The sequence below is a fragment of the Flavobacterium bizetiae genome (genome assembly GCF_902804475.1).
GTDB classification, from domain to species: Bacteria; Bacteroidota; Bacteroidia; order Flavobacteriales; family Flavobacteriaceae; genus Flavobacterium; species Flavobacterium bizetiae.
In genome coordinates this window covers 18,739-43,917 of record NZ_CADCSU010000123.1, presented here as the reverse complement: position 1 = coordinate 43,917, position 25,179 = coordinate 18,739, and the positions used below count along the sequence as shown (strand labels likewise).

Here is a 25,179-nt window from a genome sequence, read left to right as displayed (position 1 = left end):
TAGATTTTAGATTTTAGATTTTAGATTTTAGATTTTAGATTTTAGATTTTAGATTTTAGATTTTAGATTTTAGATTTTAGATTTTAGATTTTAGATTTTTAGATTTTGAAATTTCATTTCAAATTCTTAAATTGAGTTTGGAATTTGGAATTTAAAAAATTGGAATTTATCCTTTCTCTCTTAAAAAAACAATTAGTAAAAAATTAAAATATGAACTTAGAAAGTCCAAAAGTTACTGTTCAGAAATCAGCTCAAGATTTATTTGATTTATTGACTGATGTTAAGAATTTTGAAAAATTAATGCCGGATAATATTGCTAAATTTGAAGTGATTGGCGAAGATGCTTTTATTTTTGGATTGAAAGGTATGCCGGAAATAAAACTTAAGATGAAAGAAAAAACAGCACCAAGCAAGATTGTTTTGGGAGCTGCAAGTGATAAACTTCCGTTTACTTTGGTTTCGAATATCGATAGTATTTCGGCTGCTGAAAGTGCTGTTCAATTGCAATTTGAGGGTGAATTTAACCCAATGATGGCAATGATGATCAAAGGACCTATTAGCAAGTTCATCGAAACTTTAGCAACTAATATGACGAAACTATAATTATCATTATAAGTTATAAATTTAAAGCCTGATTGTAAAATCAGGCTTTTTTTTGAAAAAAAACCTTTGAACCTTTGCCCCTCTAACCTCTGTGCCTTAAAGAAAAAACATTTCATCCTAAAAAAATAACAGTTCAGAACTATAAATTATTAAACCCAAAATTATTCTTCGAAGTTTGATCCATCAAAACTAACAAACATCAAAATGGAACAAACTATTAAGATTTTAATTTACATTCATGCCTTTTTTGGAGGAATTGGTTTAATTACCGGAATTGGAAGTGTATTGGTCAAAAAAGGAGGTTTACTTCATAAAAGAATGGGAAAACTATTCTCTGTAGGAATGGTTGTCAGTTCTCTTATTTCTATACCAATTTGCTGGATGCCCAAACATCAAAATATCTTTTTATTTTTAATTGGTTTGTTTACAATCTACCTCGTAATTGCCGGAAACAGGGTTTTGACTTTTAAAACTAAAACAAAAGCTGACACCATCGATTTTATAATCTCGGGAAGTATGTTGTTCTTTTCGGTAATAATGATCGCTTTGGGAATTTATTGTCAGTTGTCAAATATCGAAAACGGAATCTTATTTACTTTCTTTGGTGGTTTTGGTCTATATATGACGATTAAAGATTTTATATTCTATAAAAATACTTCGGAAATAAAAAAGCAATGGTTATCTAAACACATTGGTAAAATGATCGGAGCTTTAATCGCATCTGTAACTGCTTTTATCGTAGCCGGAATAGGCATTGGAAACATAATAGCATGGATGACACCATCGATTCTGGGAACCATCTACATTATGTACTGGAATAGAAAAATAGCGCCTAAAAAGCCAATATTACAAAGTGCAAACTAATGTGATAGCACGCGGATTTGGCGGATAAAACAGATTTACACAGATATTTTGATGAGATGAAAATCAAAAAAAGCTTAGAACCTTAGCAACTTAGAATCTTAGCACCTAAAATTAATACAACATTTGAATTTCCTTGATTTCGAATTCTGAAACTGAATCGTCTTCTAATAAAATTTGAATTTTACCCACAGAAGAAACTCCCTGAATGATTCCCATAAAGTTTTGTTCAGGATTTTTAGTATTTAGTTTTTTAAATGGCATTGGCACTCCCTGACGAAATAGTGAATTAAAGTATTCTTTCCATAAATCTAATGAGGTAGTTTCCCAGATTTTAATTTTATGCTGTAGTTTTTCTGCTATAAGTAATACCAAAGCATTTTTATCAAACTCGGTTTTACAAATTACTGCCAACGAAGATGCATTGGGCAAATGATCAAAATTGGTTTGATTTACGTTTAAACCGATTCCAATGACTGACACAATCCTGCCATCGCTTTTTATGGTATTTTCGATAAGTATGCCACCAACCTTTTTATTGTATGACATAATGTCGTTAGGCCATTTTATACATAAATCAGGAATATTTAACGATTTTAAAGCGTCGATTACTGCCAAAGAAACAATAACACTCAGGTTAAAAACCTGCTCATTATCATACAGAAATTCCTTCACCAAGACACTCATAATTAAGTTTTTACCTGATTCTGATTGCCACTTAGAGCCCATCTGCCCTTTTCCTTTTGTCTGATTTTCAGCAGTTACTACGGTAAAATTATCGAGTTCATCCTGACTTGCCAATGATTTAAGGAAGTCATTTGTTGAATCTATGGCATCGAGTTTGATTAGTTTCATTAAACGAATTTAATTAACTTAATTTAATATTTTGTTAAGGTTCAAAAATAATCACAAATTTTGGTAACTTTACAAAATCATATAAAATAATTCATGGCGAAAAAGACTATTAACAATGATGTTCTATTGGCGAACATAATCAAAGGGATTGAAGAAGTAAAAGGTAATGACATCGATATTCTTGACTTAAGAGATATAGACACGGCAGTTTGTGACTATTTTGTTATTTGCAACGGAAACTCAAATACCCAAGTTAACGCCATTGTAAGCTCAATTCAAAAAACAGTATCTAAAGACTTAAAAGATAAACCGTGGCACGTAGAAGGAACCGATAACGCAGAATGGGTTCTTATGGATTATGTGCACATTGTTGTACACGTTTTCCAGAAACATATTCGCGAATACTATAATATCGAGAGCCTTTGGGGTGACGCCAAAATAACTACAATCGAAAACAAATACTAAAAGAAACTTTCTCTAATGGCTAAAGATAATAATCCAAATCCGAGTAAATTTAAAATAAGTCCTTGGTTAATATATACCGCAATACTTCTAGTTTTTTTATTTATAAGTTTTGCAACCGGAGGATCAAATTTAAGCGAGCCTGCACAATTAACCTCTTCTAAATTCAACGTATTATTAGAAAAAGGTGAGATTGAAAAAGTAAACGTATACAATAAGGCTGAAGCTGAAGTATATTTAAATGCTGCCGCACTTAAAGACGCTGCGAATAAAAAAGTAGCTAAAGATATTTTTGAAAGACCAAATAAAGGTCCTCATTATACTTTAGAAATTGGTAACGACCAGATTTTTCAAACTAAATTAGAAAAAGCAGTTGCTGAAGGTAAACTGAAAGATTTTAATTTTCTTCAAAAAAATAACTGGAGCGATATTCTAATAAGCTTACTTCCTATCATCATCATTATTGGTGTTTGGATTTTCATTATGCGTAAAATGTCAGGTGGCGCAGGTGGCGGTGGCGGACAAATCTTTAACATTGGAAAATCGAAAGCGAAATTGTTTGATGAGAAAACAGACATTAAAACTACATTTAAAGATGTTGCAGGTTTAGAAGGTGCTAAAGAAGAAATACAAGAAATTGTAGAATTCCTTAAAAACCCTGAAAAATACACAAATCTTGGAGGTAAAATTCCTAAAGGAGCTTTACTTGTAGGACCTCCCGGAACCGGTAAAACATTATTAGCAAAAGCAGTTGCCGGAGAAGCTCAGGTACCTTTCTTCTCTTTATCAGGTTCTGATTTCGTAGAGATGTTCGTAGGAGTTGGTGCTTCACGTGTTCGTGACTTATTTAAACAAGCTAAAGAAAAATCTCCTGCTATCATCTTCATCGATGAGATTGATGCTGTTGGTAGAGCAAGAGGAAAAAGCAATATGTCAGGCGGAAATGACGAAAGAGAAAATACTCTGAACCAATTACTGACAGAAATGGATGGTTTTGGTACAAACTCTAACGTAATTGTTCTGGCTGCAACAAACAGAGCTGATGTACTTGATAAAGCTTTAATGCGTGCCGGACGTTTCGACAGACAAATTTTTGTTGATTTACCGGACATTCGCGAAAGAGCTGAAATATTCGCAGTACACTTAGCGCCTATTAAAAAAGTAGAAGGTCTTGACCTTGATTTCTTAGCAAAACAAACTCCGGGATTCTCTGGTGCTGATATAGCAAACGTTTGTAACGAAGCTGCATTAATTGCTGCACGTAATAACAAAACTGCTGTAGACAGACAAGATTTCTTAGATGCTGTTGACAGAATCATTGGTGGTCTTGAAAAGAAAAATAAAATTATTACTCCAGAAGAGAAAAGAGCAATCGCTATTCACGAAGCTGGTCACGCGACTGTAAGCTGGATGTTAGAGCATGCTGCACCACTTATTAAAGTAACTATTGTACCTCGTGGACAAAGTTTAGGAGCTGCATGGTACCTTCCGGAAGAAAGACAAATTGTGAGAACTGACCAAATGCTAGACGAAATGTGTGCTACTATGGGAGGAAGAGCTGCTGAAAAGGTAACTTTTGACAGAATTTCGACTGGTGCATTAAGCGATTTAGAAAAAGTTACACGTCAGGCTCGTGCCATGGTAACTATTTACGGTTTGAATGAAAAAATCGGAAATGTTACTTATTACGATTCAACTGGTCAAAGCGAATACAACTTCTCTAAACCATATTCTGACGAAACGGCTAAAATTATTGACAAAGAAATTTCAGAATTAATTGAAGGTCAATACCAAAGAGCTATTCAAATTCTTGAAGAAAACAAAGACAAGCTAAATCAACTAGCTGATATATTAATTGAAAAAGAAGTTATTTTTAAAGATGACTTAGAAACAATTTTCGGAAAACGTACTTTTGATAAAAATTTAGAAGAAGTGGTTTCGTAAACAATTCAATAAATATGTAATATTTTTTAAAATCTTAATTCAAAATAGCCTTTTGAATTAAGATTTTTTTATCTTTGAACGTTTTCAATTAACATGTAAAGTATTTCATATAAAATGAATTTTTTCAAAAAAATATTTGGCTCTAGCGATACCTCTTCTGATGAAGAAAATGAAAGCGAGTATGGAGGGAATCATACTCCTGACAATCATTTATCTATAGATGAAAGATTTATTTTTAACTTCAAAAAAAATGGCGGTAAATTTTTGTATTGTGAGAACAAACAAGAAGTCGCTGAACAATTTGAAAACATCTTAGAAGAAAACGATTGGTTCGAAAATGAAGTTTTATGCTACGAACCAGCCTTATTCAGTTTACTGGAAGAAAATAAACTACAATACATTTCTCCAAGAAATCCAAAATTTTTACTGGCAACTTGCGAGAATTTAATTGCTGATGAAGGTTCTATCTTATTTTCATCAAAACAAATCAGACAGGACAAACCAAACGAATTACCTGCAAATATTGTAATTATTGCTACTACAAGTCAGTTGCAATTGATTAAGAGTGACGGTCTGAGCGCCATTAAAAGAAAATACGAAAGAGACTATCCTACTAACATTACCACAATAAAATATTTCGAAAAAGCGAAAGAAGAGGATTTTACACAATACGGAAGTGTTGCAAAAAATCTTTATTTATTGCTCCTAGAAGACCTTTAAGATGAATGAAACACTCAAGAGAACCATTTCTGGTGCTGTTTATATCGCTTTATTACTAACTTCTATTCTGTTTTCTACCGAAAGCTTTATTATTCTTTTTGGCATTTTTCTAATCATTGCAACTTATGAGTTTTGCAACTTAGTAAAGCTAAATAAGATATTTTCTATTTTATTTGTTACTCTTTTTTATTCGACCGTATCTTTAATTAGTTTTTACAAAACCGAAACGGAAAATTACATTAGCAAACTCTTAAAAGAGAATATTATAATTACTGTAGATATAGATCGTTTGTTTACGATATTACTTATCATTACATTAATTGTATCCATAAAATGTATTGTATTTTTATTTGATGACACCCAGGAAATAAGCAGGGCATCTAAATACATTTATTTAGTAGGTTACATTATGTTACCCTTTCTTTTTATTACCAAGATTTCTTTTGGTATAAAAGATTATAATCCGAAAATCATTATTGGATTATTTGTTTTAATCTGGACCAATGACACTTTTGCTTATCTGGTTGGAAAATCAATAGGAAAACATAAATTATTTGAACGCATTTCTCCTAAAAAAACCATTGAAGGATTTCTTGGCGGAGTAGTTTTTGCCGCTTTTGCCGGTTTTTTAATCTCAAAACTATACATTCAGCCTAATCCGGAATTTAGCAGTAAATCGATCCTAATCTGGACGATCATCGCTTTAATCGTAAGTGTTTTTGGAACAATAGGCGATTTGATTGAATCAAAGTTTAAGAGAGTTGCAGGCGTAAAAGACAGTGGCGCTATAATGCCTGGCCACGGAGGCGTATTAGATCGATTAGATAGTGTTATATTTGTAGCACCAATTATATTTTTATTTTATCAAATTTTATACTATGTTTCATAAAGAAGGAGGCCCATCCATTTTATTAGGTACTGCATTTGCAGTAGCTGTACTTTTAATTGCTGACAAATTCATTGATATTACCTGGCTAAGAATGCTTGTTCAGATTGCTGGTGTGGTAGTTTTGATTATTATTTTACAATTCTTTAGAAACCCTAAAAGAATTGCAATTAGAAACAGCGATCAGATCCTTGCTCCGGTTGATGGAAAAGTTGTCGTTATTGAAGAAGTTTATGAAGGCGAATATTTTAAAGATAAGCGTTTACAGGTTTCTATCTTTATGTCGCCAATAAACGTACACGTTACGCGTTATGCAATGGATGGAATCATCAAATTCAGTAAATACCACCCTGGAAAATTTTTAGTTGCATGGCACCCAAAAGCAAGTGAAGAAAACGAAAGAACTACGGTTGTAATCGAAAATGAAACTTTTGGACAAATATTATACAGACAAATTGCTGGTGCATTAGCACGAAGAATTGTAAATTATGCTCAGGAAGGTATGCAAGTTGTACAAGGTACCGATGCAGGTTTCATAAAATTTGGTTCAAGAGTAGATTTATTTTTACCTTTAGGTACTCCAATTAATGTAGTATTAAACCAAAAAGCAATTGGCGGTAAAACGATTATTGCTACAAAAGCTTAATGAGCGAAAAAGATTTAGATACTCGTTTTTCTGAGGCTGTAGAAACGGCTTTAAAAATGACTCAGGCCTCACTGCCGCAAGATGTGCAGCTACGCCTTTATGCCTATTACAAACAGGCCACTTTTGGGACTGCTGTCTACAATCAATCTGAAAATTTTGATTTAAGAGACGCTTTCAAAACAAATGCCTGGATGCAAATTAGTCATATATCTATTGATGAGGCAAAAGAATGCTACATTGAAATCATTAATTCACTAACATCAAAATAACTAATATTATGAAGAAATACATTGTTCATTTCAGCATTTTAGCTTCATTTTTTCTCTTATTTTCATGTAATGATAACAACAAATTAACTGAAGTTGTAGAGGTTCCGTTACCAACTAAAGAAGAGAAAATAACAATAGGATCACCAAATGATGTAAAAGCAGATCCTGGTTCTTTTGAGATGACTAAGTTGTCTTATTCATACGATGGTCTGGCTCCTGCAATAAGAACACTTACTTTAGAAACCCATTATTCTAAACATTATTTAACGTACACGAACAATTTTAATAAAGAAATTGTAAACACTGAATTCGAAAATATGCCTATTGAAGATATCCTTAAAAAAATGGATCTCAGCAATGCAAAACTTCGTCAAAATGCAGGTGGTTATTACAATCATACCCTTTATTTTAATGTTCTGACTCCTAAAACACAAACACCTAAAGATACTCTTGCGGGCTCGATTAATAAAGAATTTGGTTCTTTTACTAATCTTACCAATCAATTTAAAGGTCAGGCTACAAAGCAATTTGGATCCGGATGGGTTTGGCTGGTTGTTGACAGATACGGAAAACTACAAGTGACTACAACCGATAATCAGGATAATCCTTTAATGAAAAATGCCCTCATTCCGGGAACACCAATTTTAGGAATCGATTTATGGGAACATGCTTATTATCTCGATTATCAAAATAGAAAAGGAAGTTATATTGATGCTTTTTACGAACATATTAATTGGGAAAAAGTAAACGAAAACTACATTGAGGCTTTAAAGAAAGTCAAAAAGGTATAAAAGATAAAAGCTGATACAATTTAAGTATCAGTTTTTTTTTGCTTTACATCTTCCCTATTCCCTTTCTACCGCGCTATTTTTCAATATTAAAACCTATTCTAATACTTAAATAACTTATTTACCCTGTTAAGTATCAATCATCAATTTATATTTATCGTTTCTATTTCCTCTTTAGCATTTAAAAAAGACGATGAAAAATACATAAATATGTATTCTATAATTTACTTAATCAATAACTGATGCAAACGAAACAAAACAGACCAACCAGAATTATCCTTTATTTTATAATTGCTTTTGTGCCTTTTCTTTCATTTGCGCAAAAAAGAACCGAACTTCCGTCATCGTATTATTTATACAGAACCAATCCCAGAACAAAACCTTATCTAATAAAAAATGAAGATGTTCAACTATACGCCAATCAGGACAGCATAAAACAATTTAGCGAAGAAGTTCAAAAGAAATTTTACGAAAAATTAGCTGAATCTGAAATTGTAATTCTAAATGCAGGCCGTTATCATTTTAAAAACAAATACGAAGATTTTACCTTCTCAATCAATGAAAATGGTTTGATAAACGGAGAAGCGAATTATTTCAGATTTAAGAATACGGCATACCAATCAACTTTTACTTTTGTAAACGGGGTACTTGTAAAAACGAAAACTATAAATACCATTAAAAATGAGATCTTTTCGCAATCAGAATTAAAAGACAAAGTTTTAACCGAAGAATCATTTTATCCGTCAGGAAAACTAAAAGAGCAACAAATTGAGGATTTTAGAATAACCGACTATCAAAAAAATACTATTAGAACCGTATATTTTGAAGATGGATCTATAAATGACTACAACAATACGATAGATGGTATTTTTAAAGTTTACAATAGTAGTGGTACTCTAAAAAGGCATGCTGATAACAAACAGGGATTTGATAAATTGTATAATAAAGACGGAACTCTTGATATGATATTTTACAATAAAGGAGATGAAAGCCGTACAGAATATTATGTAAAAGGCATAATCAATAAAAAACAAACTGAAAACAAAGAAGAATCAAGAGAATATTTTTACGAAAATGGAAAGATGATCTATTACGAAGTGTACAATCTAAAAACCAGGGAACGCAAAGTTTTTGATTCAAAAAACAAACTAATGCCTGGCAAAACAATTCCCAGAATATCGATGTAAGAAGAAACAAAAAAAGGAGAATAAATCTCCTTTTTTTTTTGTTTCAATAGGTTTTATTTCACCTCATAAATAAACGATTCAGATGGCGCTATTTTTACTTTAGCCCTTCCTTCACCATTACTTACATTTAGTTTTGTTTTATTTTGCAAATACAATTGATCTGTAAGCGTATATTCACCGTCTTTCAAATTCCATTTTGAGATAATATCTGCGGGAATTTTCAATTCAAACTCACTTGTTTTTTCAGAAGAAAAGTTTGCAACTACAATCAGTTTTTGATTTTCAGACCAACGAACATACGAATAAAGCAACTCATCATATCCTGCATTATTCTGACGATTTGCAAATTGAATTTCCTGATAGCTTCCCATCAAAGCCGGGCTATTAATAGAGAAATTTAATAATCGTTTATAAAAATCACGTAGATTTTTCTCTGAATCTGATAATTTTCCACCGTCAAATTTACCTTCATTCATCCAGCGTTGGTGATTAGGAACTCCGATATAATCAAAAATAGAAGTTCTGGAACGAGTCCCAAAACCTGCATTTTCGTTTCCTGCCTCTCCTACTTCCTGCCCGAAATAAACCATTGTTGGCGATGTGCTAATCGTAGTAGAAACCACCATTAAAGGTTTTCCTCTTTCCGGTGTTCCTGCAAATTCAGGCGAAGCCAAACGCTGTTCGTCATGATTATCTAAAAAATGAAGCATATTATGTTCAATATCCGACAAGCTTTTCTGAATATCCGATAATCCATCAGGAGATGATTTCCCGCGAATAACATCTTTCAGTTTATCATAAGTTTCGACCTTATCATACAAGTAATCCATTTTTCCTAAACGAATATAATTTCGGTATTCATTTGGGTTATACACTTCTGCCAATAAAAAAGCATTCGGATTTTTCATTTTAATCGCCGAGTTCATATAACTCCAAAATTCATACGGAACCATTTCGGCCATATCATATCGGAAACCATCTACACCTTTTGCTGTCCAATACAAAGCGATTGATTTAAATTTCTTCCACGAATCCGGAACATCTTTATCCTGCCAAAAAGCAAAATGTTCCTCATACGATTTCTGATCAAATCCAGCCGGAAGTTCCAGAAAATCTTTAGATCCGTCAGGACGAACTCCGTAATTTACTTTTACCGTTTCGTACCAGTCATTTTGATCCGGTTTTACTTTACGAGATCCGTTTCCTGTCCATTTTGCAGGTTTCTCATCAAACACTCCATCTACTAAAGGATTTTTTTCTCCATTTAACGGAATATCATTGTCCGGAATTTCAAAATGACTGTTTGGGATATAATAAAAATTGTTATTTCTGCTATATTCTACATTTACATCATCATCGGCACCAAAATCCTTAACCCCTTCAGGATTATTTTTTCCTTCATATTTTCTTGCAATGTGATTCGGTACAATGTCAATAATAACTTTCAGACCTGCTTTGTGAGTGCGTGCAATCAAATCTTCAAATTCCTGCAATCTGTTTGCCGGATTCAACGCCAGATCAGGATTTACATTATAATAATCTTTTACTGCATATGGCGATCCTGCACGGCCTTTTACCACTTCCGGATCATCATCAGAAATTCCGTAAGCTTTATAATCCCTCACCAAAGCATGATGCGGAACACCGGTATACCAAATATAAGTTACGCCTAAATCTTTAATTTCGTGAAGCGCATTGTCTGTAAAATCATTAAATTTTCCAACTCCATTTTCTTCAATCGTTCCCCAGGACTTATTGGTTGTATTTTTATTTCCAAACAAACGGGTAAAAACCTGATATACTACAATTTTCCTATAAGCAGGAGTTTCTTCTTTTTTATTCATTTTTAAATCTTTGGTTTTACATGCAGAAAATAGCATGGTTGCAGCCAATCCTGCAACAAAAACTTTTTTATTTATCATAATTCGTTCTATAAACTAATTCGTTTCTGAATTTCTAAATTTAGCTTTATTTTTAAATGGAAAAGGAAACAAAAATCATTTTTGCTTTTATTTTAGTTTAAAAAAACAACTACAACGAAAGAGTACTCCATTTTGTTGATAATTAATATAAGGTTCAAAGTCGCAAAGATGCAAAGGAACAAAGATTAAATGCCTGCAAACCTTTGCCAACCTAAACCAAAAAGAATTAATTATTAAAAATTAGAAGAATTTATAAAACCTCTGAACCTTTGTTACTTTGAACCTTTGCACCTAAAAAGAAACAATTAAATTAATCACAATATCACTAAAGGTTCTAACCTTTTTCATAAATTTGACAAAAATTTAATCAATTGAGGAAATCATTCTTTTTCATATCATATTGTCTGCTATTGTTAAGCGTACAATCCATTTTTGCCCAAGCACCAAAGCCGAAAACAATTAATATTGAAAATGCAGATTTGGTAGAAGTCAATGAAGTCCTTGTACCAGACGGAGTTTTATTGACCGGAAACGTAAAAGTAAATCACGACGGGATTGTATTAACGTGTAATAAAGCCTACGTTTTTAAGAAAGAAAACTACCTTAAAGCTTTTGGTAACGTACAATTAGTTCAAGGTGATACTTTGTTCCTGAACAGTAAATATGCCGAATATAGCGGAAATTCAAAAAAAGCTTTTGCAACCGGAGATGCCGTAATGAGTTCTCCAGATGCTACTTTGCGCACAGATACGATTAATTTTGATCGCAATATTCAACAGGTTTTTTACAATACAAAAGGTACAATCGTTAATAAAGACAATACTTTGGTAAGTAAATCAGGAAGATATTTTGTTGCTGAGAAGAAGTTTCAATTCCTGACAGAAGTTACGATTACCAATCCTAAGTATGTTATAAAATCAAATCATTTAGACTATTACAGCAATTCAGGACACACCTATTTGTTCGGACCATCAACAATTACAAGTCAGGCGAATTATATTTATACCGAAAAAGGATTTTATGATACGAAAAAAAATCTCGCTCATTTTTTAAGGAGATCGTACATAAAATACGATGATCGACTGATAGAAGGCGATAGTTTATACTACAATCGAAATATTGAATTTGCTTCTGCAACCCGAAATGTAAAAATTACTGACTCTATCAATAAAGGAATCGTAAAAGGTCATTATGCCGAAATTTACAAACTAAAAGATTCGATGTTTGTAACCAAAAGAGCCGTAGCCATAAATCTTGTTGAAAAAGATTCCCTTTACATTCACGGACAAAAATTAATGGTTACGGGCAAAGAAGGCGAACGAATTTTAAGAGCTTATAAAAACGTTCGTTTCTATAAAATAGACATGAGCGGAAAATGTGATTCAATTCATTCAAATTCTAAAAGTGCCTTAACAAAACTTATCGGAAATCCGATTCTATGGAACGGAGAAAGTCAGATCACAGGAGATATCATGCATTTAATTGGTGACAATACGACCAAAAAAATAGATTCCTTAAAGGTCCTCAACAATACGTTTATAGTCTCGCGGGATACCCTCGGAACCGGTTATAATCAGGTCAAGGGACTCAATTTATTTGGAAAATTCAAAGACGGAAAATTACATGATGTCGATGTAATCAAAAATACCGAAGTCGTCTATTACATGCGAAATGATGATCATGAGCTTATCGGAATCAATAAAAATGTAAGTAGTAAAATCAATCTTATTTTAGAAAATAATGACATCGAAACCATTACATTTTTTAATAAAGTCGACGGAGATATTTATCCCGAAGCCGATTTGCCAGAAAACGCACGTAAACTAAAAGGCTTACGCTGGCGAGGCGATGAACGAATAAAGTCGAAAGACGATATCTTTAGCGCCGAAGACAATGAACTCAACGACAAATTAGTACAGGAAGGAAAAGACCAGGAAGCCAAGGACAAAACCACCCCGATGAAAGTCAGGAAAGAAACCCTTGATTACGACAAAAAGAAACCCGCTGCTAAAACAAGTACTACGAAAGCAACCGCTAAGACCAAGAAATAGTTTTCAGTCGCAGTCGCCGTTTTCAGTTTCTTATCTTTGCAGTAAAAAAAGTCAAAGTCGCAGTTTTCAATCGTAAAGCTTTGCGAACTTTGCATTTTAATAATATAAACTTGACTCCAGCTTTGCGACCATTGCATAAAACTTTGCGATCTTTGCGGTTAAATTCAGTTACAGTATTTAGTCACAGTATCAAGTCATAGTTTTCAGTTTTACACTGAGACCGAAATCCGAGACTGAGACTAAACTTAGAACCTTAAAAAAAAATGAATCCAGATTTTATAAAATACCAGGCACAAACTTCTCCTTACCCACTCGGAATGGAAGTTTCTCACGCCATTGGTTCCTATATTTACGATACAAGCGATAAAAAATATTTAGATTTTGTTGCCGGAGTTTCGGCATGTACACTTGGACATCAACACCCGAGAGTCAATCAGGCTATTAAAGATCAGCTTGATAAGTATTCTCACGTTATGGTGTATGGTGAATATTCTCAAAGCCCGGCCGTAGAATATTGCAAACTTATGGCTTCCCTCCTGCCAGAATCTTTAAACAAAACTTACTTAGTCAATTCAGGTACAGAAGCTATCGAAGGCGCGTTAAAATTAGCCAAACGAACCACAGGTCGCAGTCAGCTTATTTCATGTCACAACGCTTATCACGGTAACACAATGGGATCTATGAGTGTTATGGGATTCGAAGAACGCAAACAAGCCTTTCGACCATTGCTTCCCGATGTTGATTTTGTCACCTTCAATAACGAGGAAGATTTACAAAAAATAACCACCAGAACAGCCGCTATACTTTTAGAAACCATTCAGGGAGGCGCCGGATTTATTCAGCCGGAAAATAATTATCTGCAAAAAGTACGCGAACGTTGCGATGAGGTTGGAGCGATGATGATTGTAGACGAAATTCAGCCTGGATTTGGAAGAACTGGAAAACTATTTGGTTTTCAGAACTATGACGTAGTTCCGGATATCGTCGTTATGGGAAAAGGAATGGGTGGCGGAATGCCCGTAGGAGCTTTTACAGCCTCGGCAGAAAAAATGGATCTTTTGACCGAAAACCCAAAATTAGGGCATATAACCACTTTTGGAGGTCATCCTGTCATTGCGTCAGCCTGTTTAGCCACTTTGCAGGAATTAACTGAAACAAATTTGATGCAAGAGACCCTAAACAAAGAAAAACTCTTCAGATCGCTTTTGGTACATCCTTTGATAAAGGAAGTTAGAGGAAAAGGATTAATGCTTGCCGCCATGACAGAAAGTGCCGAAATAACCAATCAGGTTATTTTAAACTGTCAGGATAAAGGCCTCATTTTATTCTGGTTGCTGTTTGAAGGATGCGCAATACGAATAACACCACCATTAACCATTTCTGACGAAGAAATAAAAGAAGGTTGTGCCATAATCTTAAATGTTATGGATGAAATATTGAAAAAAGAACAAGTAGTTTAATTAGGAGCTATTTCCTGCTGTTCGCTAAATCTTTTGTCCGCCGTGGCGGAAACAAAAGGATATCGCTGCCATCAGGGCCAGAACTCCCGGTTAAAAACAAGATATAGAATAATAATCGAATTTAATCTTTTAAACATCAAAAGATTATAACCTAAAACAGAATAGAAATTCTGTCCATATTGTTAATTAAATTGTTCACAACAATTAATTCTCATTCCTCACAACAATAATATGGTTGCCTAAATTTATAACAGGCTAATTTCAAATAAAGACAGTATGCAATTAAGCAACGAAGAAGAAGATTATAACCTATCCCTATCCAAATTTGAGTCGATGTTAAAAACTAACAAAGTACTCTTTTTTGATTCTGAAGAATTCGAAGAAATTATTCTTCATTATTTAGACATAGGCAAGGCTAATTTAGCAAAGAAGGCCTTGAAACTTGCATTAGACCAACACCCAAAATCTACGGGCTTAAAATTAGTACAAGTAGAAATGTTGGTTTACGACGACAAACTAGAAATCGCCGAAAAACTCCTGAACGAGTTATATGCAATAGAACCTAATAACGAGGAAATTTACATCCAGAAAGCTAATATTTGCTCTAAAAGAGATCAACACGAAAAAGCAGTAGAATTACTTAAAATTGCCCTGCAATATACAGATGACTACGCCGATGTGTACAACCTGATTGGAATGGAATATCTTTTTATGGATAACCTTGAGATGGCAAAAGACAGTTTTATCAAATGTCTTGAAGAAGATTTAGAAGATCAGTCTGCCTTATATAACGTGGTATATTGTTTTGAATTTTTAGATCAAAACCAGGAAGCCATTGTATATTTAAACGAATACATCAACAAAAACCCATACAGCGAAATCGCCTGGCACCAGCTCGGACGTTTGCATTATGGTGTAAAAGAATACGAAAACGCAATTCGTGCTTTTGACTATGCAACCCTAATCGACGATGAGTTTTTAGGTGCTTTCATGGAAAAAGCAAAAGCGTATGAGCGTCTTAAAAAATACAGCGAAGCAATCGAAAGCTACAACCGCACCATCGAGTTAGACGATGCAACATCTTATGCGCTATTGCGTATTGGTAAATGCTACGAAAAATTAGGTAATGCCGTAAAAGCGCTTCAATATTACAATCAAACTGTACATGAAGATCCGCTTTTAGATAAAGGATGGATTGCCATTACTGATTTTTATGTTCGCCAGAAAAACTTTCAAAAAGCGTTATTTTTTGTTAATAAAGCATTAGCTATCGACAATCAAAATCGTTTGTACTGGAAACGTTATGCGACAATCAATAAGCAAATGAACTTTTTTGAAGAAGCTGAATTTGGTTATAGAAAAGCAGTAGAATTTGGAGATTATGCTTTAGACACCTGGTTGTTTTGGGTTGATATCCTTCAATTTTTAGGCGAGTTCGAAAGTGCTATTCAGACTTTATTACAAGCATCTGAATATTTTCCTGAAGAAAACGAAATCGAATATCGTTTGGCAGGATTGTATTTCATGATTCAGGACAATACCAAAGCAAAATTTCATTTAAGCAATGGTTTGCGTTTAAACTTTGATAATTACATCTTAATCGAAGATTTATTTCCGGTAGTATGGACAAAAAAAATGGTTAAAAATTACATCGAAAAACACAGAAAACAATAATGATTGATATTTTAAGAAGACGTTTTGGCTTGTTAGGCCGTAATATTAGTTACTCATTTTCAAAAGGATATTTTACAGAAAAATTTAGTGATGAAGTTTTCGCCGGCAACAGCTACGAGAACTTTGACATCTCCGAAATTAATTATTTCACTGAATTAGTAAAAAACAATCCGGATTTAAAAGGTCTAAACGTTACGATTCCGTATAAAGAGCAAGTGATTCCCTTCTTAGATAAACTTTCAAAGAAAGCGGCTTTAATTGGCGCCGTAAATACGATTAAATTTACCAAAAACGGTAAATTAAAAGGATATAACACGGATTATTATGGTTTCAAAAAATCATTAGAACCATTATTAGAACCGCATCATAAAAAAGCACTTATTCTGGGCACAGGCGGCGCCTCAAAAGGTGTTGCCTTTGCACTGGATGAACTTGGCATTCCGTATACATTTGTATCAAGAGAAGCAAAAGAAAACATCATCGATTACAATTTTATCAATGCTACTACTTTTGATAATTTTAAAATCATAATCAATTGTACGCCTGTTGGTACAAGCCCTAATATAGAAGCTTGTCCTGATCTTCCTTATGAGTTTTTTACAGATAAACACATCGCTTACGATTTAATTTACAATCCGGCAGAAACTCAGTTTTTAAAAAATGCCAAAGCAAAAGGTGCCGTAATAAAAAACGGTTACGACATGCTTATTTTTCAGGCAGAAAAAGCCTGGAAAATCTGGAACAAATAAAAAAACTAAAGACATAAAGAAAAAATAACTGTAATTTACTTAATTTTAGACTACTCATTAATAAGTAGTTATGAATAAATTACAGTTATTTTATTTATTAAGCTTTTTAATTACTCTTTCGGTAAAAGCTCAGGATACTTTAGAACCTAAAGAGAATCCTTACACTGAGGCGCGGTATCATTATTATTTAAAAACTATTTTACTTTTTAATGAATATCTGGATACTGATTCCGGATCGTATAATACTACACAACTTCGTTTTTTACATCCTATTGCTAACAGAGCCTGGAATTTACGAGTAGACCTTCCTTTAATCTCTACCAATACTTCTTCTGTCAATAAAACCGGAATTGGAGATATTGGTGTTGGCATAAGTTATATCCCTTATTTAGAACATAACAAAGGAATCGCATTTAGAGCCCGGATTATTTCAAACTCGGCTGCACATCCCGCCATAGGCACCGGAAAATGGGTTTTCGCCCCTGCCCTATTTTACGGAAGTTATCTTATAGAAAAAAAGATGCTTTGGATCGCTTCTTTAGAAAACCAGATAAGCTTTGCCGGATCAGACAATAGACAAGATGTAAATACAACGGCATTCGAAAATTATTTCATGTACATCATCGGAAAAAACTGGATTGCTGCTGATGTTGCATTTCGATATAATGCCACGACCAAAGGTTATCCCAATAATGCTTTTATAGAATTCGGACGAAAAATAACCCAAAATGATATGGCTTATATTCATCCCAGCATTGCTTTTGGAGGACATAAATCTTACAATTACGGTATCGAAGTTGGCATGCTTATTTTATTTTAATTTGAAAGAAAACTAAAATTTCAACTTTAGAATATTAATTTAATTTGATTTTTCTAAAATTTCTATTAATCCGAAATTTAAATTTACTTCAAAAAAATCAGCCAAAAAACCAAGATCATATTCCTAAAATACCGCAATAAATAGGAATTTCATCTTAAAAAAGCGTATAAACAAACGATTTATTTTGTATTTAGAAACACCTTTAGTATCTTTCGCTCTGTTTAAAATAAAAACCTTATACATTTAAAATGTTAGAAGAAAAGAATGATAACCTGCAAGAAGCAGACGGAAAATTAGAAATCGAGATTAGCGATTCTATACAAGATAATGCAATTGAAACATCGGAGCCTGAAACAGCTGCTGAAATTTCGACTTCAGAAACTGAAACTGAAGCAGAAGCTACAGCCGAAGAAACAGAAACCAATCATCAGACTGCATTAGATGCTATAACCAATTCGAACGCCGAAGAAAGTGAAGATGAAACGCTAAAAGAGCGTCATGACATTCCTATGCAGGATTATGATACTTTTTCTTTGGATGCACTTGTTGATGAGCTTAAGAAATTGATCAATACAGATAAAGTAATGTCTGTAAAAGATCATATCGAAGAAATTAAAAAATCATTTTTACTACAATACAACCACCTTATAGAGGAGAAAAAAGAAGAATTTAATGCTTCTAAACAAGACCCGAATGAGGAATTTGAATATCATTCTCCGTTAAAATCTAAATTTGACGAATATTATAATGTTTTTAGAGAAAAAAGAAATGCTCATTTCAAGCATTTACAAACTAATCTAAAATCGAATTTAGACAACAGACTTGCGATTGTAGAAGAACTTAAAGAACTTATCAATCCGCAGGAAAACATCAAAGACACTCTGAAACATTTTAATGATTTAAGAGAAAGATGGAAAAATGCCGGAGCAATCCCAAAAGACAAATACAATCACGTTTGGAATAATTACCATTTTCATGTAGAAAATTTTTATGATTATCTGCATTTAGATCGTGAGGCCAGAGATTTAGATTTTAAATACAATCTGGAGCAAAAGCAAAAAATAATTGCTCGTGTAGAAGAGTTAGCAAACGAAACTGACATTAGCAAAGCATTCCGTGAATTACAGGATTTACACAGAATATGGAAAGAAGATATCGGACCTGTTTCCAAAGAACACCGTGATGTAATCTGGAATAAATTTAGCGAACTGACTAAAAAAATTCACGATAAAAGAGAAGTTTTGTTTGAAAGTCAAAGAGCAAACGAACAAAAAAACCTTGAAGTTAAAAAAGAAATCATTGGTAAAATTGAGGTTTTAGGAACTGAAAAAGTAAACTCTCACTCTCAATGGTTAGTACAAATTCAAAAAGTAGAAGCACTTAGAAATGAGTTTTTTGCTGCCGGAAAAGTACCATCTGAAGTAAATGAAGAAACCTGGGCTGCTTTTAAAACTGCCGTTAGAAACTTTAATTCTTTTAAAAATTCGTTTTACAAAGACATTAAAAAGGATCAAAACGACAATTTGAATAAAAAAATGGCTCTTGTTGCAAAAGCCAAAGAATTGCAGGAAAGTACAGATTTTGCTGCCACTACTCCAATCATGAAACAAATTCAGGAAGAGTGGAAACAAATTGGTCACGTTCCTAAAAAATATTCAGATAAAATCTGGAAAGAATTTAAAGATGCGTGCAATCATTATTTCGATAAATTAAAAGAGCACAAATCTGAAGAAAACGTTGACGAAGTTGCTGCTTTCGACAATAAAAAAGCATACTTAGACATTTTAAGAGCTTACCAATTAACCGGTGATCACAAAACTGATCTTGATGCTATTAAAGCGCATATCGAAATCTGGAAAGGCTACGGAAAAGTTCCTTTTTCAAGACGTCATATTGAAGGAAAATTCAACAAAATACTGGATGCTCTTTTTGAAAAACTAAGTTTGAGTAAAAAAGAAACTGAAATGATGCGTTTCTCTAATCGCATTGATTCATTATCTGACAGTAACGATACTCGTAAATTAGATAACGAAAAGATCTTCTTAATGCGTAAAATTGAAGAAGTTCAAAATGAGATTTTCCAATTAGAAAATAACATTCAGTTCTTTGCTAATACCAAAAACGCTAAAAAAGAGAATTCAATTGTTCTTGAAGTTCGTAAAAACATCGCCATCCATAAAGAAAGCCTTGAGCTTTGGAAAGATAAGTTGAAACAATTACGAAATTTAGGTCAGGAATAAGATTTAAACAATTAAAAAATAAATTAGGTGTAATAAATTCATTGCACCTTTTTTGTTGGGGTAATTTTACCGCAAAGCTCACAATCCCGATAGCTATCGGGATACGCAAAGTTCGCAAAGCTAGATAAACACAAAGCTTTGCGAACTTTGCGTTTTATCAAATCCTAGTATATAAAAAAATCTTTGCGTGCTTTGCGGTAAAATTCACTACAACCTTTATTTCACTCCAAACTTAATCTCATTTCAACCTAAAACTTAAAACCCTAAGCTTAACATTTCCAATTCAACTTCATAAAATAATTCTGTAAAATATTGATTATATTTGATAAACCACATTATCTATTGATAATCAATAAAAAGAACAAATTCAATTATTAATCCTAATAACAACGAAAATGAAATTTACAAGAAAAGCAAATGCCAACTGGAAAGGAACTGGCATGGAAGGAACAGGAAAAATCAGTACTCAAAGTACTACACTAGATAATGCTCAATTATCATTTAAAACAAGATTCGCAGACGGAGTTGGAACAAATCCTGAAGAATTAGTTGCAGCAGCTCATTCTGGCTGTTTTACGATGCAATTAAGTTTTTTACTTAACGAAGGAGGTTTTACTGCAGATGATTTAAATACAGAAGCGACAGTTACTTTTGAAAACGGATCTATAACTTTAATTCATTTAGATTTAAAAGGTAAAGTTCCTAATATTTCAGCTGAAGAATTTGAAAAGACAGCAAACAAAGCAAAAGAAATCTGCCCGATTTCAAAACTTTTAAACACAACAATTACATTGTCTGTTGAACTAGTTAGCTAATTATTTTCAGGCATAAAAAAAAGATCCCGTTTTGCAACGGGATCTTTTTTTATGTAATAAGCTTTTTTTTAGAATTACATTGTAGCTTTTAATGCTTTTGCCTCAGCAGTCATTTCTAAAGCTTTGTAAACTCCTAATAATGTTTTAGAAACATCTTCGTTTTTAGGATCTAACTCATTTGCTTTTTTAAGGTAAGGAATAACTCCTCTAAAAACGTTTTCTCTTTGTGCTTTCAACACATCGTAACGTTTCATATCTTTTGCAGAAGTACCCAATTTGTTCATCTCATCAATAATTGGCTTTTCAGCTTCTAATTTTAAAGCTGCAAGGTTAAGATAAGCATTTGTGTAATTTGGATTGATTTCTAACGCTTTTAAATAGTATTTCTCAGCATCTGCATTATTTTTTGCATTAGCACTAAGAACTCCAAGGTTAAATACTAAATCGGCATTGTTTGGTTCTTTTTCTAAAGCTTCACCAACTAATTTTTTGTAAGTTTCAAAATCTTTAGACTCTAAGTATAAGTTAGCTTCAGTAAGAATCAAAGAAGTATCTTCCGGATTTGCTTTTCTTGCATCAGCGATTGCTTTTTTAGCATCTTCACTACGTCCTTTTTGAACTAAAATTAAAGCTAAGTTTTTGTAGATCTCTCCTCTTTTAGAAGGAATAGCTTCTGTTTTAGGTTTTTCGTGAGTTCCTAATTTTACAGCTAAATCTCTGTCTTTTGCACTGTTAAAAACATCCTCATTACCAGAAATTTTATTAACTGCTAAATAGCTAGTTCCTTTTCCTGAGTAGTTTAATTGTTTTAACTCTTCGTACATTGGCAATGCAAGATCAAAATCCTGAGCATTTACTGCTGTTGAAGCTGCATAATACAAATTGATTGTATCTTTTTTCTCTAACAAATAAGCATCATATAATTTTTTTGCTCCTTCAACATTTTTACCAGCCTGAGAATCTGCGATAGCTGAGTTAATCAACTTTCCTTTGATTTCAGTGATAGAAGCTGCAGCCTGAGTAGAATATTTTAATTTTCCTGAAGCTTTTTCAACATCAATTAACTTTTTATAGTTTTCAGCAGCAAGAGAAAGGTTTTTACTTTCGTCTGTTTTTTTGTTTGCTAAATCTAAATAAGCATTTGCTTTTACAGAGTAGAACTGAGCTTGCTCAACATCTTTAGCATTTGCTATCATATTTTCTGCATCATTAAGGATTGTAATTGCTCCCTGAGAATCTCCTCCTTTTAAAGCCTTTTCAGCACTTTTTATCTGATCTTTTTGAGCAAAAGTAGCTACTGAAATCAATAATGCTGACGCAAGTATTACATATTTACTTTTCATAATATTCAATTGTATATTTAATTATAAGTGGGTTTTATTTATTCTTCAGATTCTTCTTCGTCAGAATCATCTTCGTCTTCGATTTCTTCATCAGTATCGTCGTCGTCATCTTCTACAGGACCTTCGTCTTCAAGAACTTCTAAATCCGGTTTTACTCTTTCGATAGCAGATTCGATAACATTTCCGTCTTCGTCAACAACAACTTCTGCAACATCATCTTTCATTACTTTTGTTACAGCAGCGATAGAATCTTTACCTTTTAAGTTAATCAATCGAACACCTTGCGTTGCGCGACCCATTACACGTAAATCTTCAATTGCCATTCTGATTGTTAATCCAGATTTATTGATGATCATTAAATCATCAGCATCAGTTACGTTGCTAATAGAAATTAATTTTCCGGTTTTCTCTGTGATATTAAGTGTTTTAACACCTTTACCTCCACGGTTTGTGATTCTGTAAACATCCTCTCCATCGTCATCAACTAATTTAGTACGTTTACCGTATCCGTTTTCAGTTACAACTAAAATCTGTGTATCGTTTACATTTTCTTTATCAACTGTAACCATACCAATTACTTCATCAGTATCGTCTTTTAAGGTAATTCCACGAACTCCAGAAGCTGTTCTTCCCATCGGACGTGTTTTAGTTTCCTCAAAACGAACCAATTTACCAGACTTAACAGCTAAGATAATTTGGCTTTCTCCGTTAGTTAATTTTGCTTCAAGTAACTCATCACCTTCTTTAATTGTAATTGCGGCAACACCATTTACTCTTGGTTTAGAATATTTCTCTAAAGAAGTTTTCTTAACCTGACCTTGCTTAGTTACCATTACAAGATTATGACTGTTGATATAATCTTTGTCTTTTAAGTCTTGTGTACAAATGAAAGCTTTTACTTTATCATCGCTTTCAATGTTTACTAAGTTCTGAATTGCTCTACCTTTTGCAGTTTTGCTTCCTTCAGGAATTTCGTAAACACGCATCCAGAAACATTTTCCTTTTTGCGTAAAGAACATCATATATTGGTGATTGGTTGCAACGAACATATGCTCAAGGAAATCCTGATCTCTTGTTCCTGCGCTTTTTTGCCCAACTCCACCTCTATTTTGAGTTTTGTATTCTGTTAGGTTAGTACGTTTGATATAACCTGCGTGAGAAATTGTAATAACCACATTTTCATCAGCAATCAAATCTTCTATACTTACATCTCCACCAGAATATTCAATAGTAGAACGACGCTCGTCTCCGTATTTCTCACGGATTTCTTCTAGCTCTTCTTTAATTAAGTTTGTTCTTAAATCTACATCTGCCAATAACGCTTTCAAATGTTCGATTAACTTCATCAATTCGTCAAACTCAGCTCTTAATTTATCTTGCTCCAGACCTGTTAACTGACGTAAACGCATCTCAACAATTGCACGAGCCTGAATATCTGACAAATTAAATCTTTCGATTAATTTCTCACGAGCTTCTTCAGTATTTTTAGAACCTCTAATGATTGCAATTACTTCATCAATATTATCAGAAGCAATAATTAATCCTTCTAAAATATGCGCTCTTTCTTCTGCTTTACGTAATTCAAAACGAGTTCTACGAACTACTACATCATGACGGTGCTCGATAAAATAGTGAATCATATCTTTTAGATTCAACATTTGCGGGCGACCTTTTACTAATGCAATATTGTTTACACTAAAAGAAGATTGTAATGATGTAAATTTATATAAGGTATTCAATACTACGTTTGGCGTAGCATCACGTTTCAGGATATAAACGATACGCATACCGTTTCTATCTGATTCGTCACGAATATTTGCAATACCTTCAATTTTTTTGTCGTTAACCAAATCAGCCGTACGTTTGATCATTTCAGCTTTGTTCACCTGATACGGAATCTCCGTTACGATGATACATTCTCTTCCGTCAACTTCTTCAAAACCAACTTTAGCACGCATTACAATACGTCCTCTACCGGTTTTAAAAGCTTCACGAACTCCTTCATAACCATATATCACACCACCGGTTGGAAAATCCGGAGCTTTAATATGTGTCATTAATTCGTCAACTTCAATATCGTTATTATCAAGATACGCTAATGTACCGTTGATAACTTCAGTTAAATTGTGTGGAGGCATATTTGTCGCCATACCAACTGCAATACCTGTTGCTCCGTTTACTAATAAAGTAGGAACTCTTGTAGGCATTACTTTTGGCTCATATAAAGTATCATCAAAGTTCAATTGAAAATCAACTGTTTCTTTTTCGATATCCGCCATAATATCTTCAGATATTTTGCGCATTCTGGCCTCAGTATAACGCATTGCTGCAGGACTGTCACCATCAACAGACCCAAAGTTACCCTGACCATCCACTAATAAATAACGCATACTCCATTCCTGAGCCATACGAACCATTGCATCATAAACAGAAGTATCCCCGTGTGGGTGATACTTACCCAGAACCTCTCCTACGATTCTTGCAGACTTTTTGTGGGCAGATCTTGAAGTTACACCTAAATCATACATTCCGTAAAGAACTCTTCGATGCACTGGTTTCAAGCCATCTCTAACATCAGGAAGCGCTCTCGATACAATTACTGACATCGAATAATCGATGTAAGCAGATTTCATTTCATCTTCAATGTTAATAGGAATTAACTTTTCTCCTTCAGACATAAGTTGTTATGTTTAAATAATTATATTAGTTTCAAAGCGTGCCAAGATACGTTTTTTTGGAATTTTTTCAGCTATTTCCTTACACTTATTTCAATGATTTATTAACAACTTTATTTTCGCTTTTAGTTAATAAATTAAGCACATTTTAACGCTTTTATTGCTATTTTTTTTGTCTCTTAGCTGTCAGGAGTTCCTTAAGGGTATGG

At 33.3% G+C, this 25,179-nt stretch carries 21 protein-coding genes; 17 read left to right on the top strand and 4 right to left on the bottom strand.

Annotated features, from left to right (window positions below):
• Nucleotides 1-210 precede the first annotated feature (210 nt).
• Nucleotides 211-603: an SRPBCC family protein gene (locus FLACOL7796_RS17125; protein WP_173971949.1), complete on the top strand. Its 393-nt coding sequence runs from the start codon at nt 211-213 to the stop codon at nt 601-603.
• Between the two features lie 204 nt (nt 604-807).
• Entirely contained in the window at nt 808-1,467 is a 660-nt protein-coding gene (locus FLACOL7796_RS17120; RefSeq protein WP_173971948.1) for a hypothetical protein, read from the top strand.
• Nucleotides 1,468-1,578: 111 nt separating this feature from the next.
• Here FLACOL7796_RS17120 and FLACOL7796_RS17115 read toward each other — a convergent pair whose 3' ends face one another.
• Nucleotides 1,579-2,319 carry a biotin--[acetyl-CoA-carboxylase] ligase gene (locus tag FLACOL7796_RS17115; RefSeq protein ID WP_173971947.1) on the bottom strand — a complete coding sequence of 247 codons (741 nt, stop codon included), beginning with the start codon at nt 2,317-2,319 and terminating at the stop codon, nt 1,579-1,581.
• Between the two features lie 93 nt (nt 2,320-2,412).
• Here FLACOL7796_RS17115 and rsfS point away from each other — a divergent pair, with 93 nt between their 5' ends.
• From rsfS to FLACOL7796_RS17075, 8 genes are all read left to right on the top strand, one after another.
• Nucleotides 2,413-2,784 carry a ribosome silencing factor gene (rsfS, locus tag FLACOL7796_RS17110; protein ID WP_065447466.1) on the top strand — a complete coding sequence of 124 codons (372 nt, stop codon included), beginning with the start codon at nt 2,413-2,415 and terminating at the stop codon, nt 2,782-2,784.
• 15 nt (nt 2,785-2,799) lie between these two features.
• Entirely contained in the window at nt 2,800-4,725 is a 1,926-nt protein-coding gene (gene ftsH, locus FLACOL7796_RS17105; RefSeq protein ID WP_173971946.1) for an ATP-dependent zinc metalloprotease FtsH, read from the top strand.
• 114 nt (nt 4,726-4,839) lie between these two features.
• Nucleotides 4,840-5,445 carry a lactate utilization protein B/C gene (locus FLACOL7796_RS17100; RefSeq protein WP_173971945.1) on the top strand — a complete coding sequence of 202 codons (606 nt, stop codon included), beginning with the start codon at nt 4,840-4,842 and terminating at the stop codon, nt 5,443-5,445.
• Nucleotide 5,446: 1 nt separating this feature from the next.
• Nucleotides 5,447-6,334 carry a phosphatidate cytidylyltransferase gene (locus FLACOL7796_RS17095; RefSeq protein WP_173971944.1) on the top strand — a complete coding sequence of 296 codons (888 nt, stop codon included), beginning with the start codon at nt 5,447-5,449 and terminating at the stop codon, nt 6,332-6,334.
• Nucleotides 6,324-6,977, top strand: coding sequence for a phosphatidylserine decarboxylase family protein (locus FLACOL7796_RS17090; protein ID WP_065447462.1), 654 nt, complete (start codon nt 6,324-6,326; stop codon nt 6,975-6,977). The genes FLACOL7796_RS17095 and FLACOL7796_RS17090 overlap by 11 nt, the downstream gene beginning before the upstream one ends.
• Nucleotides 6,977-7,246, top strand: coding sequence for an acyl-CoA-binding protein (locus FLACOL7796_RS17085; protein WP_173971943.1), 270 nt, complete (start codon nt 6,977-6,979; stop codon nt 7,244-7,246). Before FLACOL7796_RS17090 ends, FLACOL7796_RS17085 begins: the two co-directional genes overlap by 1 nt.
• An 8-nt stretch (nt 7,247-7,254) precedes the next feature.
• Nucleotides 7,255-8,037, top strand: coding sequence for a superoxide dismutase (locus FLACOL7796_RS17080; protein ID WP_173971942.1), 783 nt, complete (start codon nt 7,255-7,257; stop codon nt 8,035-8,037).
• A gap of 239 nt (nt 8,038-8,276) precedes the next feature.
• On the top strand, nt 8,277-9,221 hold the full coding sequence (locus FLACOL7796_RS17075; RefSeq protein WP_173971941.1) for a hypothetical protein: 945 nt from the start codon (nt 8,277-8,279) through the stop codon (nt 9,219-9,221).
• 53 nt (nt 9,222-9,274) lie between these two features.
• Here the strand turns inward: FLACOL7796_RS17075 and FLACOL7796_RS17070 are convergent, their stop codons facing one another.
• Complete coding sequence (locus FLACOL7796_RS17070; RefSeq protein WP_173971940.1) at nt 9,275-11,143, bottom strand: alpha-amylase family glycosyl hydrolase; 1,869 nt, start codon at nt 11,141-11,143, stop codon at nt 9,275-9,277.
• Between the two features lie 404 nt (nt 11,144-11,547).
• Between FLACOL7796_RS17070 and FLACOL7796_RS17065 the strand changes: the two genes are divergently transcribed.
• The 7 genes from FLACOL7796_RS17065 to FLACOL7796_RS17035 all read left to right on the top strand — a co-directional run bounded on the left by FLACOL7796_RS17065 (nt 11,548) and on the right by FLACOL7796_RS17035 (nt 20,952).
• Nucleotides 11,548-13,194, top strand: coding sequence for an OstA-like protein (locus FLACOL7796_RS17065; RefSeq protein WP_173971951.1), 1,647 nt, complete (start codon nt 11,548-11,550; stop codon nt 13,192-13,194).
• 263 nt (nt 13,195-13,457) lie between these two features.
• A complete protein-coding gene (locus FLACOL7796_RS17060) occupies nt 13,458-14,654 on the top strand; it encodes an aspartate aminotransferase family protein (RefSeq protein ID WP_173971939.1) in 1,197 nt (398 codons plus the stop codon).
• Between the two features lie 276 nt (nt 14,655-14,930).
• Nucleotides 14,931-16,328 (top strand): tetratricopeptide repeat protein, encoded by a 1,398-nt coding sequence (locus tag FLACOL7796_RS17055; protein ID WP_173971938.1) that lies wholly within the window; start codon nt 14,931-14,933, stop codon nt 16,326-16,328.
• On the top strand, nt 16,328-17,077 hold the full coding sequence (locus FLACOL7796_RS17050; RefSeq protein ID WP_173971937.1) for a shikimate dehydrogenase family protein: 750 nt from the start codon (nt 16,328-16,330) through the stop codon (nt 17,075-17,077). Before FLACOL7796_RS17055 ends, FLACOL7796_RS17050 begins: the two co-directional genes overlap by 1 nt.
• A gap of 70 nt (nt 17,078-17,147) precedes the next feature.
• Nucleotides 17,148-17,897 (top strand): lipid A phosphoethanolamine transferase, encoded by a 750-nt coding sequence (locus tag FLACOL7796_RS17045; RefSeq protein ID WP_173971936.1) that lies wholly within the window; start codon nt 17,148-17,150, stop codon nt 17,895-17,897.
• 248 nt (nt 17,898-18,145) lie between these two features.
• Nucleotides 18,146-20,137 carry a DUF349 domain-containing protein gene (locus tag FLACOL7796_RS17040; RefSeq protein WP_173971935.1) on the top strand — a complete coding sequence of 664 codons (1,992 nt, stop codon included), beginning with the start codon at nt 18,146-18,148 and terminating at the stop codon, nt 20,135-20,137.
• A gap of 395 nt (nt 20,138-20,532) precedes the next feature.
• Complete coding sequence (locus FLACOL7796_RS17035) at nt 20,533-20,952, top strand: OsmC family protein (RefSeq protein WP_173971934.1); 420 nt, start codon at nt 20,533-20,535, stop codon at nt 20,950-20,952.
• Between the two features lie 74 nt (nt 20,953-21,026).
• Here the strand turns inward: FLACOL7796_RS17035 and FLACOL7796_RS17030 are convergent, their stop codons facing one another.
• Entirely contained in the window at nt 21,027-22,295 is a 1,269-nt protein-coding gene (locus tag FLACOL7796_RS17030; protein ID WP_173971933.1) for a tetratricopeptide repeat protein, read from the bottom strand.
• A gap of 38 nt (nt 22,296-22,333) precedes the next feature.
• Entirely contained in the window at nt 22,334-24,973 is a 2,640-nt protein-coding gene (gene gyrA / locus FLACOL7796_RS17025) for a DNA gyrase subunit A (protein ID WP_173971932.1), read from the bottom strand.
• Between the last annotated feature and the right edge of the window lie 206 nt (nt 24,974-25,179).